Here is a 13,805-nt window from a genome sequence, read left to right on the forward strand (position 1 = left end):
AGGATAGCTATCTATATATCATTATATACCATTTTCAGTGTATAGCAGAATATGAAAAAACTTATTTTTAGTACATTATAGGGAAAAAATAGAAAAGTTGTAACAAAAGTTTGTAGAATATTTGAAAAGATGTTACAATACATATATAAGTATGAAGGACAACTTCATTTTGGATATTATTTTCAAGGGGAGAGGATGAGGAATGGAAAAAGAGCCAATAGGAATGAAAGTTAAAGACTTTTGGACGAAATTCTCTAGGGTCAGTAAACAGAAAGTAGTGCAATGGAAAAAACCCTTAATTGTTTTTTCTATCGTAACGATTATGGGTGTTACAAGCTTTTTCGTGTATCAAAGTGGCTTTTCCTATCAAGTTCAACTTAATGGGGAAAACATTGGAATTGTCAAAGAAGTAACCACCATCGAGGAAGCCCTAAAAATAGTAGAAAATGACATAGCACAAAAACATGGCGAAAATGCATATTTCGCAAAAGACATAGATATGAAGAAAGTACGGGTCAACAAAGAAGATTTGGTAGACTCAAAAAAATTAGGAGAAGTTATTTCTCAAAACCTGGAAGTTTTAAAACCTGCCTCTATTATCGTCGTAGATGGACAGGAAGAATTGGTTGTTACTTCTACTAAAGATGCTCAGGAAATATTGGAAGAAGTGAAAAAACCTTACATAGAAGTTGATAGTGAAAAAGACACTGAAGTATTGGAAGTTTCTTTTAATCAAGAGGTACAAATAATATCCAAGGATATGCCCGCCGATGCAGTATTATCTAAAGAAGAGGCACTAGCTGCTCTAAGCGAAAAGAATGATAAGATGCAAACCTATAGGGTAGCCCAGGGAGATTCTGCTTGGAATATATCCAGATCCTTCAATATGGGAATTCGTACCTTGGAACAAGCCAATCCTGATAAAGATATTGAAAAGTTAAAACCAGGAGAAGAGATCAACTTGGTTGTTCCTCAATCTTTATTAGAGGTTGTCACGGTGGAAAGACATAAGGATACTGCAGATATTAATTTTAAAGTAGAAGAAAAGAAAGATTCATCCCTGTACAAAGGGGAAAAGAAGGTTAAAGAAGAAGGCAAAAAAGGGGAAAAAGAAATCACCGCTGAAATTACCTTTATCAATGGAGTAGAAAGCAAAAAGACTATTGTAGAGGAAAAGGTATTGCAGGAACCAAAGAATAAAGTAGTACTGGTGGGCACAAAAGAGCGTCCAAGAGCTGCAGTTTCAACACAATCCTCAAGAAAAAAAGGAAATAAAAATTCAGTGAGTTCTAATAGACCAGCACCTACATATAATGGCAATTTAGGATCAGCCATTGTATCTACTGCTCGACATTATCTAGGTACCCCTTATAGAAGTGGCGGATCTACACCAGCAGGTTTTGATTGTTCAGGATTTACATCCTACATCTATAGACAATATGGAATTAATATTCCAAGAAGTTCAGGTGCCCAGGGAGGATTTGGAGCCCGTGTATCAAAAAGTGAGCTAAAACCTGGAGATATCGTTGTATTTCCAGGACATGTAGGTATCTATGTTGGAGGGAATAGTTTTATTCATTCACCTAGTCCAGGGAAAAGCATACAAATCACCTCTCTAAACAATGCTTACTTTAAAAACCGCTTTATTAGTGGTAGAAGACCATACTAGAAAGAAACACTGGTAAAGTATTTATACTATGCCAGTGTTTTTTCATTATTACTCGACCTTATAATACCGATAATCCTTTTATATAAAATTTTTACAATGAAAATATACAAAGCTTATGTTATACTTTCAATGCGAGTAAGAAAATATACTTTTAGGGAGGATGATGTTGATGAAAACACTTATATTTGGCCATCGCAATCCAGATACTGATTCCATTGCTTCGGCCATAGCACTTTCACATTTGAAAAACAAACTGGGAAATAATACCCTCCCTTGTAGGTTGGGAGCGGTGAATAAAGAAACAAAATATGTTTTAGATTATTTTCAAATGGAATCACCACATCTTATAGGAAATGTTAAAACCCAAGTTCGTGATCTAAATTATGATAAAATACCTGGGCTTTTACCCCATTACTCGATTTTACATGCTTACAAACTAATGGAAAAGAACAATATCCGAACTCTACCTATAGTAGATCATAACAATCAATTAATGGGGATTATTACCATGAAGGACATTGCTATGGCTCTTATTACAGGAGATCTATATAAACTAGAAACTTCCATGGACAATATTCTACAGGATTTAGAGGGGGAGGCATTAGTCGTTGAAAAAGAAAAATTCCAAGGTAAAATATCAGTAATTGCATTGTATTCCAGGACATTGAAAAAGTTAGATTTCTTAAATGAGGAGAGTATTGTTATAGTAGGAGATAGATTTTCTATTATTGATCATGCCATTAAATGTAAAGTACAGTTGATCATCATTTCTGGCAAGGAAGAAATACCTCAAGAATATATTGAAAAAGCCAAGGAAAAAGGGGTAAGTTTAATCAGAGTTCCCAAGGATACCTATACCATTTCAAAATTAATAAACCAATGTAATTTTGTATCTTCCATTATGATTTCTGAAAATATCATGAAATTTGATGAAAATGAATATCTAGATGAAGTTAAGGAAGAAATAGTGAATAAAAACCATGCAAATTATCCCATTGTAGATAGTGAAAATAAATATCTAGGGATAATGAATAAACAACATTTATTAATTCCTGATAAAAAACAAGTTATTCTAGTAGATCATAATGAATATGCTCAAAGTGCTCAGGGCATTCGTGAGGCGGAGATTATGGAGATCATAGATCATCATAAATTAGGAGATATATCCACTACTCTACCCATTCATTTTAGAAACTTACCTGTAGGGAGTACCTGTACCATTGTCTACAATATGTACAGAGAATATGGAGTTGAAATCAGCGCAAAAATGGCAGGGTTACTCATGGCAGGGATTCTATCGGATACTCTTTCATTAAAGTCACCCACTACTACTGAAATTGATCATCATGCGATTAGAGAATTAAATAAGATTTTACATCTAGATATAGAGGATTTTTCGATGAGTATGTTCAAGGCGGGGACCTCTTTAGAAGGACAGAGTGTACAAGATATCTTTTTCAAGGACTATAAGGTCTTTAATGTTGGTCAAGATAAAATAGGAGTGTCACAAGTATTTACCCTAGATATCGAAGAAGTTTTTTCAAGAAAAGAAGTATTTCTTGAGTTTATAAGAAATGTACATCAAGAAAAAAATCATTTTCTTACTCTTCTTATTATAACAGATATCTTAAAAGGTGGATCTTATGTCCTTTATGAATGTGGGATAAGAAAGTTTATTTCCACAGCTTTCAATGTAGAGGCCTATCAGGGGGTATTTGTAAAAGACATAGTATCTAGGAAAAAACAAGTGGTGCCAAGAATTATGCAGGCAATAAATATGCTTAAATAAAAGTTTTAGGAGGGTTTACATGGATAAAGGATATGTACAGATATATACGGGAGATGGAAAGGGCAAAACCACTGCTGCTTTAGGCCTTTCTTTACGGGCAGTATGCGCTGGAAAAAAGGTTTATTTTGGTCAATTTATAAAGGGAATGGATTATAGCGAATTAAAGGCAGTAGAATTTCTTCCTCATTTAAAAATAAAACAATTCGGACAAGATTGTTTTATTTTCAAAGAGCCTACCCAAGAAGATATTCAAAAAGCCCAAAAGGGTTTGGAGGAAATAAAAAAAATATTAGCCCAGGGTGAATATGATGTAGTGGTTCTAGATGAAATTCATATCGCACTATATTATAAATTATTTAATATAGAAAAAGTCATTGAAGCCATAGAAGGAAGAGCACCCCATGTAGAAGTGATCTGTACAGGGCGTAAGGCTCCTCAAAAGTTAATAGAATTGGCTGATTTAGTAACAGAGATGAAGGAGATAAAACACTATTATACCCAAGGAGTGCAAGCCCGGGAGGGTATTGAGAAATAACAAAAATCCTGATGAATATTCATCAGGATTTTTTGTTATTTCTTAGGAAGAAAAGGTTTCAGCCCCTCAAAGCTTTTTAGAAGTTCTTGACGTACCCTCTCTAGGTTTTTCTCTTCAGTACCCTCAATGACTTTAATTTTTATTCTATTATTTTCTATATCCAAATTTATAAAATCATCCTGTAATACTTTTTTAGCAGTACTAAATAGAAAAAATTGCACTTTTCTATTTTGCAATAATGTAAGCAATTGCTCCTCTACTACCACTACAATATTATTTTCTTGGTCAAGTTGGATCTGTTTAATAAATTGCCCTAACTCCTCCATTGTATTACCTCCTTTGGCGTAAATTTTAACAGGTAATAACATCCTATGTTCAATAGGGAAATGAAGTTAATAATATTATTATAGCGAAGTTATTAAACTAAAATCCTGCCAGTAACTTCTTTGATGGAATTACAGCCAGTTAGTATCATAGCTGACTTTAAATCAGCGGCTATATTATCGATATAAGCCTTTACGCCATCTGTTTGGCCACCAAAAGAGGCTGAAACCAAAGGTCTTCCTATTAAAACTGCATCGGCTCCAAGGGCAAGCATTTTAAGAACATCTACACCGTTTCGAACACCACCGTCTGCAAGTATTTTCACCCTTCCTTTTACCTTTGTAGCAATTTGGGGAAGGACATTAGCAACTCCAGGAGTTTGATCCAGTACTCTGCCGCCATGGTTTGATACAACTATGGCAGCAACACCAGCCTCAGCTGCCAGTTCTGCCTCGTCAGAAGTCATAATTCCCTTTAGGATAAAGGGTAATTTTGTACTTTCTACGATTTCTTTTATGTCTTCTATAGTTTTTGGGCCTACAGATTTTCCATGAAGTGAGAGGGTTATAAGGCCTGCTGCATCTATATCCATACCAACTGCATAGGCACCTGCTTCTTCAGCTAAATGTATTTTGCTAATAACATCTGAGTTTTCCCAGGGTTTTATAATGGCAACTCCATTTCCGTCTACCTTTTTAAGCTCTTGAAGATTTGTTATGAGGAAGGAGTCTACAGCAGTGTCACCTACCATCGGGTAAATTCCTCTATGAAGACAGCCTTTAATAATCCAGGAGATATATTCTTCTTCAGTAAATTTTCCTCCCATATTCAGAATTGTCCCTGATACAGGGGCTGCAAATACAGGAATTCTCATTTTTTTGCCAAAGAGTTCAATGGAAGTGTCGGGATTGCTGCAATTATGCAGCGTTCTCATATTTAGTTTATAACCTCCTAAGGCATCTATGTTTGCCCTAAAGGCCTCTCCTGTGCCCTTTCCACCCATGCCGGGCACCTCTCCTGCACATGCCTTACCATTGCATACTGGACAAACTCTACAACTTCCATTTAAATTAACCTTTGCATTTTTTAGTACGTCTTTATAATCCATAGCCACTCACCCCTTTGTTAATTTAAGCTTATTTGTACATCATTATAAAATACTATATTAAAGCCCACAGTACATAATAGCCGAGCTATTATGCGCTGCAGGCTGATGATTAGGCTTTAATCTTATTTTCTAAATGTCCTCCCTTAGCCTTCTTCTTAGCGGCTACTAAAAATACTGCTAAGGATGAAGCAGCAACCACTAACCCAATAGGATAAGCTATTGAAGATGAAAGCTGAAAGCCTTCAGGAGCAACGAGTATATAAGTGATTGAAACGGCAGTCATGAAGGTAGCTGGCACTGTAGCGATCCAGTGAATCTGTTTTCTTAAAGATAAATACATAGCGGCTGCCCAGAGTACTATCATGGCTAAAGTTTGATTAGACCATGCAAAATATCTCCAAAGTATGTTGAAATCTATTCGAGTTAATATAAAACCAATAGCAAATAGTGGTACAACGACTATAAGTCTATTTTTTATTGGACTTTGTTTGAAGTTTAAGAAGTCAGCGATCGTAAGTCTTGCATTTCTGAAGGCTGTATCCCCAGAAGTTATAGGACAGGCAACAACTCCAAGGATTGCAAGGGCTCCTCCGATTTTTCCGAGAAGTGAGGTGGAAATTGTGCTTACAACCCAACCCTGCCCACCATTAGCAGTCATTTGTGCATTTAATTCTCCGGTGCTGCCAAAAAAAGCAATTGCAGCTGCTGCCCATATTAGAGCAACTATACCTTCAGCGATCATGGCTCCATAAAAGATTACTCTACCTTGCTTTTCAGAAGTAATACATCTAGCCATCATAGGTGATTGTGTTGAGTGAAAGCCTGATATCGCTCCACAGGCTATGGATATAAACATTAATGGCCAAATGGGAAGATTATTTGGATGAAGGTTAGCTAAAGTAATTTCAGGTATTTTATATCCCTCAAAGATTATACCACCGGATATACCCAAAGCCATGATTAAAAGAGATATACCAAAGAGTGGATAAATTTTTCCTATAACTTTGTCAATTGGAAGGATAGTAGCTAATATATAGTAAGCAAATATTATATAAATCCAGAAAGCTGCATTAAGTGATTTAGGAGTTAATCCCGCTAATAGATTTGCAGGAGTTGTTATGAAAACCACACCGACAAGGACAAGAACTAAGACTGAAAAGCCTCTCATGAAGTTCTTAAAACCGGGACCTAAATACTTTCCTACAACCTCAGGAATACTTGCACCGTCATGTCTTGCTGATAGCATTCCTGATAAGTAATCATGTACACCACCGGCAAATATGGAACCAAATACAATCCACAGAAAGGCAGCAGGTCCCCATAATGCACCGGCAATAGCACCAAAGATAGGTCCTGTACCGGCTATGTTTAAGAACTGAATTAAGAAAATTTTCCATGCAGGCATTTTTACAAAATCAACGCCATCTTCAAGTCTAACTGCGGGTGTCTGGATGTTTTCATCCGCGCCAAAGGCTTTTTCTACAACCTTGCTGTAAAACATATAACCCAGTATAAGGGCAGCGATGGATAGAAAAAATGATATCATTATGATCCCCCCTAAAAATATTTTTTTACACTTTCATTATATAAGATAGTGTGCAAAGAGGGATTAACGGTATCATGAAATAGCAAAAAAGGCACATAAGATGCACTTATATGCCCATCAACTGCCTAAATGTTAAAATATTATGACGGCTAACCGGTACCTCGTCATTGATCCCTTGAAGCTTTAACATATAGGTATTGTTAAACCAGGGAATTATCTCAATGATTTTATCCAGATTTACAATGTAGGAACGATGAGATTTAAAAAAATTATCTTGGGGAAGTCTCCTATAAAAGTCACTAATACTTGAAGTAATCTTATATTGATCCTCCTTTGTGTAAATAAACACTTCGTGTTCATTTGCCTGGCAGTAGAGTATATCGTTTATGTTTAATACAAACATTTTTTGCTTTTTCCATAGAGTTATTTTATTGTTGCTGCATAGATTTTCACTGAAGCCCTCAAGTCTTTGCAGAGTATCGATTATTCTACTCTCAGAAAAGGGCTTTAATAAATAGTCAAAGGCACAAACTTCAAAGGCCTCCACCGCATACTCCCTATAGGCAGTGATAAATACCAGAAGAGGTTTGTTCTTCAAGGTGTTTATCACTCTACTTAGAGCAATACCGTCTAATTTGGGCATGTTTATGTCAAGAAAAATGACATCTACAGGTTGGGTTTGTATATATTCAAGGGCCATTATACTGTCATTAAACTTTTCCAGTATTTTAATTGAACTAAAGCTTTCAATAAAATAACTTAGCTCCTTTATAGCAGGAAACTCATCATCTACAATAATGCAATTCATTATTTATCCCCCTTTGTATTATCTTGAAGAATAAAACTGACTTTTGTTCCTATAGCAGGCCTCTCAATTATAATCCCCTTACCGTATAAATATTTTAATCTGTTATGTACATTGCATAGGCCTATTTTATTTTCTCTCAAGGTTCCATTGGATATGCTATCAATCACAGCCTGTGGGATACCTATTCCATCATCTTGCACAACCACCTCAACCTCATTTAAGTTAAGTCTTTTCACTTTAATGGAAACATTTCCGGAGCCAGAACCCTTGAGTATTCCATGTTTTATTGAGTTTTCTACTAAAGGTTGGATTATAAGCGAAGGAATTTTAATATGTATGATTTCATCGATGTCATAGGTTACCCTAAGTTTGTCGCCAAACCTTGCCTTTTCTATTCCCACATAGGCTTTAACCTGTTCAAGCTCCTCGGTAATATCTACAAGGGTGTTTGTTTCTTCTATATTATACCTTAAATAGGTTGATAGATTAACAATCAGTTCTCTTGCTTTATTGGGATTGAATCTTAAAAAGGATGTGATAGTATTTAAAGCATTAAAAAGAAAATGTGGGTTAATCTGTGCCTGTAGGGCTTTAAGCTCTGCCTTTGTAGCCAACTCCTTAAGCTTGCCCACCTTGCTTATTTCAATCTGAGTGGATATGAGCATAGATAAACCTATGGCCAGCTTTTGAGTTGTATAGGAAATTCCATTCTCTTTTGCATAGTACAGCTTTAAGGTTCCTATAACCTCCTCGTCCTCCTTAAGGGGAGCAATTACAGCTGATTTTAGTGGGCATTTTTTATTAGGACATTGGATTTCCTTAGGATGATTTAAAATTCGCATAATCCCATCGTCAATAACTTGTCTGGTAGCAGTAGTCTGAATAGGAACTCCACTGATATGATGCTCTTCCCCAAGACCCTCATGGGCCAAAATAGTATCTTTATCGGTAATGGCAACTGCGGCCGTTCCTGCAGAATCTTTTATTATGGAGCATACTTTTTTCAAGGAGTCGCTGTCAATTTCCCTAAAATAGGGTAGGGTTTTATTTGCTATTTCAAGGGCTAGTTGGGCTTGTGTTGCAGCTATTTGATCCTTTTCATTAAAAATTCTCTGTATAACCAATATAAGCATACATATCCCTATGGCATTTGTGAAGCTCATGGGCAGATAGATACTTTTTACTATGGATAGTGCACTGGAATAGGGTTTGGATATAAGAAGTATCAGGAGCATTTCAATGCTTTCCATAGTAAAGCCCCCAATGAGTCCATAAACCCATTTTTCAAATCTTGTGCCCTTTATATAGATGAAGGCCGAAGCAAAGCCTGTGAGAATAGTGGTTATTGCACAGGGAATGGAAGTTATGCCACCTATATCATAGGTGAATCTATGGAGACCTGCAATTATTCCTGATACAATGCCCACAAATGGACCGCATAATATTCCACCAGCCATTATTCCAATGATTCTTGTATTGGCTATTGCACCATAAACATCTGTACCTGAATAGGTGCCTACGATTCCAAAGATGGCAAAAATTAAAGAGAGTATGATATGATCAAATAATCTAAACTCATCCTTTTGTATTATTTTCTTAAACATATTTATATTTGAAATAATAAAAGCAATGAGAATTACATAACTTAGATTGTTGATAAGGACTTTTAACAAATTTATCATAGTATAATTGTACTCCTAGGTAAAATATTTTTTGTACCATATCCTTCCAATATTATTCTATATTTTTATACTTACCTATTCAATAGGTGAAAGATAATGTTTCCTAAAAGTAAATGAGTATTTTGGAAATCTCGGGGGACATAGGGAAGAGAACCAAGAGATGAAAGCAAGCGAGGATAGTAAAGGACAAATGATATCTATTGTTGACATAGGTAGAAAGATTTGATAAAGTATTAACAATAATAAAAATAAATATTCAAATGTTTTGAGGAAAGCCTTAATTCATTTGTCTTATCATAAGATCATACCTAATAGAAAAGAATCATCTAATCTAAAAGGGAGGGATACATAGAGTCTATTCATATTAGGCCTTTTATGGCTACTATGATAGTTTGTTTGTGTGTAAACTTTCCTCTGAGGAAAGTTTTTTTATGTGCTAAACAAATATTTTAAAAACAAAAGGGGTGGTAGAGTGAATAGAAGAATCGCTGTGGTAGGTGCTATATTGGAAAATCCAAAGGAGTGTCAAGCCGAATTTAATCATATTATTGCTGAGTTTAAAGATATTGTACGGGGGCGGATGGGAATTCCCTTTGAAGATGTGGGGATTTCAGTCGTATCAATAACCCTTTTAGGTAGCTTAGATGAGATCAATCATCTTACCGGAAAATTAGGGAATATAAAGGGCATTACCATAAAAACATCTATCTCAAAAAAGGAAGTATAGGAATGAAGAACATATTAGAAAAATTATATAAATATAATGATTTATCACCAGAGGAATTATTAGAGATTATTACCTATTTTAATTATTCCGATCCAGAAAGATTATTTTTCTATGCCCAAAGGACGAGGGAAAAAGTTTACGGTAAAAAAGTATATATGAGAGGATTAATTGAGTTTTCAAATTATTGTAAACAAAACTGTCTCTATTGTGGTCTTCGTAGGGAGAATAAAAATGTAGAGAGATATCGTTTATCCCTAGAGGAAATTATGGAATGCTGTCAAGAAGGTTATCAATTGGGTTATAGGACTTTTGTCTTACAAAGTGGTGAAGATATCTTTTATGATGACGATAAGATATGCAGAATTATCAAAGCCATCAGAGAAAAATTTTCTGATGTGGCGATTACCTTATCCATAGGAGAAAGAGAGAAGAAGAGTTATAGAAAATATTTTGAAGCGGGAGCAGATAGATATCTTTTAAGACATGAAACAGCCAGTGAAGATCTATATAAAAAATTTCATCCCACGATGAACATTGTAAGTAGACAAAATTGTCTACAAGAGTTAAAGGAAATAGGATTTCAGACGGGAGCAGGATTTATGGTAGGCTTGCCTGGTCAAAGGGATGAAAACTTAGTAGAGGATTTATTATTCCTTAAAAGATTACAACCCCATATGGTGGGCATTGGCCCCTTTATTCCCCACGGGGAAACTCCCCTAGGTTGTGAGGTAGGAGGCACAGTTGCTAAAACTTTGATTATGTTAGCCTTGACTAGACTATTATTACCTAATGTTTTGTTACCTGCAACAACGGCCATGGGGACCCTAGATCCTATAGGAAGAGAAAAGGCTTTAAAGGCAGGGGCTAATGTAGTGATGCCCAATCTTTCGCCTATTTCTGTGCGAGAAAAATATGAAATCTATCAGGGAAAAATTTGTACGGGAGATGAATCTGCCCACTGCAGGAGCTGTATAGAAACACGAATACATCAAGCGGGCTTTGAAGTGGATTTATCTAGAGGGGATCATATTACGATAGGAGGAAAACAATGATTATTAATCATCAATATGTAGAGGAATTATTAGAACAATCCCAAAATGCATCTAAAGAAGAAATTAATGAGATATTAGAAAAAGCAAAGACATTCCAAGGACTTAGTCATTTAGAAGTTGCAAAGTTATTATATATCCAAAATGAGGAACAAATTAATGAGATGTATAAAATTGCAGGGGAAATAAAAAGGGCTATTTATGGCAATCGTATAGTCGTTTTTGCACCTCTCTATGTAAGTGATTTTTGTGTAAATAATTGTACTTATTGCGGCTATCAAAAAAAGAATCCTTTTCCACGCCGAAAACTGACTATGGAAGAAATACAACAGGAAGTTAAAATCTTAGAGAAAATGGGGCATAAACGTATTGCTTTAGAAGCAGGAGAAGATCCTGTCAACTGCTCTATTGATTATATTTTAGATGCCATCGATGCGATTTATCAAACTGAGAACGAAAAGGGAAATATCCGTCGCATTAATGTAAATATTGCTGCTACTACAGTAGAAAACTATAAAAGGTTAAAGGAAAAAAATATTGGAACCTATATTTTATTCCAGGAGACCTATCATAAACCTACTTATGAAAAAGTTCATCCCAAAAGTCTAAAAAGTAGCTATGAGTATCACATCACGGCCTTTGATCGAGCTATGGAGGGAGGAATTGATGATGTGGGTGGAGGTGTACTCTTTGGCCTTGCAGATTATCGTTTTGAAGTTTTATCCTTAATGCTTCATAATCAATATTTGGAAGAAAAATTCGGAGTAGGCTTTCATACTATTTCGGTGCCCCGATTAAAAAAAGCCGAGGGAATGAATTTAACACAATTTCCCCATATCATTGATGATGAAACCTTTAAAAAGATAGTGGCTATTATACGTATTGCAGTGCCCTATACAGGAATTATTCTATCGACTAGGGAGACCTCCAATATACGTGAGGAAGTTATCAACTACGGAGTTTCTCAAGTTAGTGCAGGCTCTTGTACTGGAGTTGGAGGATATAAAGAACATGATAGTGGCAGGGATGTAAACCAATTTGAAATAGGTGATCATCGCACCCCAGTAGAAGTACTTAAGGAATTGTTAAAGGATGGGTTTATTCCTAGTTACTGTACTGCCTGTTATAGACAGGGAAGAACGGGGGATCGATTTATGAGATTAGCCAAATCAGGCCAAATTCAAAATGTTTGCGGTCCCAATGCCCTTATGACCCTCATGGAATTTATTGAGGACTACGGAGATGAAGAGTTATATCAGCAAGCCCAAAGAGTAATTTACAAAGAGGCTGAGAAAATAGAGAGAGAAGATATTAAAAAACTACTTCTAGAAAATTTAGAAAAAATTAAAGAGGGAGATCGGGATTTATATGTATAAAACGCCCAACGCCAATCGGACTCATATTGCTCTAGTAGGCAAAAGAAACGCTGGAAAATCATCCCTACTAAATGCTTTAGTAGAACAGGAGATTTCCCTAGTGTCCCCTATTAAGGGGACTACCACAGATCCAGTAAATAAGGCCATAGAATTATTGCCCCTAGGACCTGTATTATTTATAGATACTGCTGGATTGGATGATGAAGGCCAGTTAGGCTCCCTCAGAGTAGAGAAGAGTTTGAAAGTTCTGGAAAAAACAGACTTTGCCATTTTTGTGATGGATGCCCAGGACATAGATAATGATCTACTAGAAAAGACAAAAAGAGAGTTCAAAAGATTAAACATTCCCTATATTGTTGCTATAAATAAGATAGATCAAATTTCCTGGGAAAAACGAAAGGAAATGGAAAAGGTCCATTCCCAATGTATCTTTGTTTCCTCCAAGGAAGGTACAAATATTCATAGGTTAAAAGAGGAATTGATCACTAAAATAAAAAAACAAGAAGAAGACCCTCCTATAGTAGGGGATTTAGTTCCCTATAATGGAAAAGTAATACTGGTTGTTCCCATTGATGCTGAAGCACCAAAGGGAAGAATCATATTGCCCCAGGTGCAGGTCATACGGGATTGTTTAGATCATGGCATAAAAAGTTATATCGTTCGAGATATAGAGCTCCCATCAGCATTAGAAGACTTGAAAGATATAGATCTAGTGATTACCGATTCTCAAGCCTTTAAAAAAGTAGATCAAATGGTATCCAAGGAAGTAAAATTAACTTCCTTCTCTATTGTTTTCGCCAGATACAAGGGGGATTTGCCAACATTTGTTGAAGGAATAAAATCTATAGACCAATTACCCAACCACGCAAATATTTTAATATCCGAGAGCTGTACCCATAGCCATTCCCATGAAGATATAGGAAGAGTAAAAATACCTAAATTATTAAATCAATATACCCAAAAACAATTTAACTACCATTTTAATGCAGGTCAGAATTTTCCTGAGGATATCGAAAATTATGATTTAGTCATTCACTGTGGCTCCTGTATGGTAAATAGAAAGACCATGGAAAATAGAATAAGAATTTGTCAAGAAAAAAACCTTCCCATTACTAATTACGGTGTTTTACTTGCCTATCTTACAGGAATACTGGATAGAACTTTAGAAATTTTTGATCTAGATTAGATTAAA

12 protein-coding genes are annotated in these 13,805 nt (G+C 35.6%); 7 read left to right on the plus strand and 5 right to left on the minus strand.

What is annotated here, in order from left to right; genetic code table 11:
* The first annotated feature begins 202 nt into the window (after nucleotides 1–202).
* From NSA47_RS01440 to cobO, 3 genes are all read left to right on the plus strand, one after another.
* The gene (locus tag NSA47_RS01440) at nucleotides 203–1,669 is read left to right on the plus strand and encodes a C40 family peptidase (protein ID WP_257529061.1); all 1,467 of its coding nucleotides are present in this window, start codon (nucleotides 203–205) and stop codon (nucleotides 1,667–1,669) included.
* A gap of 169 nt (nucleotides 1,670–1,838) precedes the next feature.
* Nucleotides 1,839–3,458 carry a putative manganese-dependent inorganic diphosphatase gene (locus tag NSA47_RS01445; RefSeq protein WP_257529062.1) on the plus strand — a complete coding sequence of 540 codons (1,620 nt, stop codon included), beginning with the start codon at nucleotides 1,839–1,841 and terminating at the stop codon, nucleotides 3,456–3,458.
* 19 nt (nucleotides 3,459–3,477) lie between these two features.
* On the plus strand, nucleotides 3,478–3,993 hold the full coding sequence (gene cobO, locus NSA47_RS01450; protein WP_257529063.1) for a cob(I)yrinic acid a,c-diamide adenosyltransferase: 516 nt from the start codon (nucleotides 3,478–3,480) through the stop codon (nucleotides 3,991–3,993).
* Nucleotides 3,994–4,028: 35 nt separating this feature from the next.
* On the opposite strand, the gene NSA47_RS01455 is transcribed toward cobO, so the two are convergent.
* From NSA47_RS01455 to NSA47_RS01475, 5 genes are all read right to left on the minus strand, one after another.
* Complete coding sequence (locus tag NSA47_RS01455) at nucleotides 4,029–4,319, minus strand: hypothetical protein (RefSeq protein WP_257529064.1); 291 nt, start codon at nucleotides 4,317–4,319, stop codon at nucleotides 4,029–4,031.
* Nucleotides 4,320–4,411: 92 nt separating this feature from the next.
* The gene (locus NSA47_RS01460; RefSeq protein ID WP_257529065.1) at nucleotides 4,412–5,425 is read right to left on the minus strand and encodes an alpha-hydroxy-acid oxidizing protein; all 1,014 of its coding nucleotides are present in this window, start codon (nucleotides 5,423–5,425) and stop codon (nucleotides 4,412–4,414) included.
* A 109-nt stretch (nucleotides 5,426–5,534) separates the two neighbouring features.
* Nucleotides 5,535–6,971, minus strand: a complete 1,437-nt coding sequence (locus tag NSA47_RS01465) for a carbon starvation CstA family protein (RefSeq protein ID WP_257529066.1) — start codon at nucleotides 6,969–6,971, stop codon at nucleotides 5,535–5,537.
* A 106-nt stretch (nucleotides 6,972–7,077) separates the two neighbouring features.
* Nucleotides 7,078–7,779 carry a LytR/AlgR family response regulator transcription factor gene (locus NSA47_RS01470; RefSeq protein WP_257529067.1) on the minus strand — a complete coding sequence of 234 codons (702 nt, stop codon included), beginning with the start codon at nucleotides 7,777–7,779 and terminating at the stop codon, nucleotides 7,078–7,080.
* On the minus strand, nucleotides 7,779–9,461 hold the full coding sequence (locus NSA47_RS01475) for a sensor histidine kinase (RefSeq protein ID WP_257529068.1): 1,683 nt from the start codon (nucleotides 9,459–9,461) through the stop codon (nucleotides 7,779–7,781). Before NSA47_RS01475 ends, NSA47_RS01470 begins: the two co-directional genes overlap by 1 nt.
* Nucleotides 9,462–9,933: 472 nt before the next feature.
* Here NSA47_RS01475 and NSA47_RS01480 point away from each other — a divergent pair, with 472 nt between their 5' ends.
* The 4 genes from NSA47_RS01480 to hydF are packed head-to-tail and all read left to right on the plus strand — an operon-like array spanning nucleotide 9,934 to nucleotide 13,799.
* Nucleotides 9,934–10,188, plus strand: coding sequence for a TM1266 family iron-only hydrogenase system putative regulator (locus NSA47_RS01480; RefSeq protein WP_257529069.1), 255 nt, complete (start codon nucleotides 9,934–9,936; stop codon nucleotides 10,186–10,188).
* Nucleotides 10,189–10,190: 2 nt separating this feature from the next.
* The gene (gene hydE, locus NSA47_RS01485) at nucleotides 10,191–11,240 is read left to right on the plus strand and encodes a [FeFe] hydrogenase H-cluster radical SAM maturase HydE (RefSeq protein WP_257529070.1); all 1,050 of its coding nucleotides are present in this window, start codon (nucleotides 10,191–10,193) and stop codon (nucleotides 11,238–11,240) included.
* Nucleotides 11,237–12,613, plus strand: a complete 1,377-nt coding sequence (gene hydG, locus NSA47_RS01490; RefSeq protein ID WP_257529071.1) for a [FeFe] hydrogenase H-cluster radical SAM maturase HydG — start codon at nucleotides 11,237–11,239, stop codon at nucleotides 12,611–12,613. Before hydE ends, hydG begins: the two co-directional genes overlap by 4 nt.
* On the plus strand, nucleotides 12,606–13,799 hold the full coding sequence (gene hydF, locus NSA47_RS01495) for a [FeFe] hydrogenase H-cluster maturation GTPase HydF (RefSeq protein ID WP_257529072.1): 1,194 nt from the start codon (nucleotides 12,606–12,608) through the stop codon (nucleotides 13,797–13,799). Before hydG ends, hydF begins: the two co-directional genes overlap by 8 nt.
* The last annotated feature ends 6 nt before the right edge of the window (nucleotides 13,800–13,805 follow it).

The organism is Irregularibacter muris (assembly GCF_024622505.1).
Lineage (GTDB): Bacteria > Bacillota > Clostridia > Eubacteriales > Garciellaceae > Irregularibacter > Irregularibacter muris.

Coding starts and splice junctions, on each gene's coding strand:
- NSA47_RS01440 (WP_257529061.1), top strand. CDS start 203: ATGGAAAAAGAGCCAATAGGAATGAAAGTTAAAGACTTTTGGACGAAA.
- NSA47_RS01445 (WP_257529062.1), top strand. CDS start 1,839: ATGAAAACACTTATATTTGGCCATCGCAATCCAGATACTGATTCCATT.
- cobO (WP_257529063.1), top strand. CDS start 3,478: ATGGATAAAGGATATGTACAGATATATACGGGAGATGGAAAGGGCAAA.
- NSA47_RS01455 (WP_257529064.1), bottom strand. CDS start 4,319: ATGGAGGAGTTAGGGCAATTTATTAAACAGATCCAACTTGACCAAGAA.
- NSA47_RS01460 (WP_257529065.1), bottom strand. CDS start 5,425: ATGGATTATAAAGACGTACTAAAAAATGCAAAGGTTAATTTAAATGGA.
- NSA47_RS01465 (WP_257529066.1), bottom strand. CDS start 6,971: ATGATATCATTTTTTCTATCCATCGCTGCCCTTATACTGGGTTATATG.
- NSA47_RS01470 (WP_257529067.1), bottom strand. CDS start 7,779: ATGAATTGCATTATTGTAGATGATGAGTTTCCTGCTATAAAGGAGCTA.
- NSA47_RS01475 (WP_257529068.1), bottom strand. CDS start 9,461: ATGATAAATTTGTTAAAAGTCCTTATCAACAATCTAAGTTATGTAATT.
- hydE (WP_257529070.1), top strand. CDS start 10,191: ATGAAGAACATATTAGAAAAATTATATAAATATAATGATTTATCACCA.
- hydG (WP_257529071.1), top strand. CDS start 11,237: ATGATTATTAATCATCAATATGTAGAGGAATTATTAGAACAATCCCAA.
- hydF (WP_257529072.1), top strand. CDS start 12,606: ATGTATAAAACGCCCAACGCCAATCGGACTCATATTGCTCTAGTAGGC.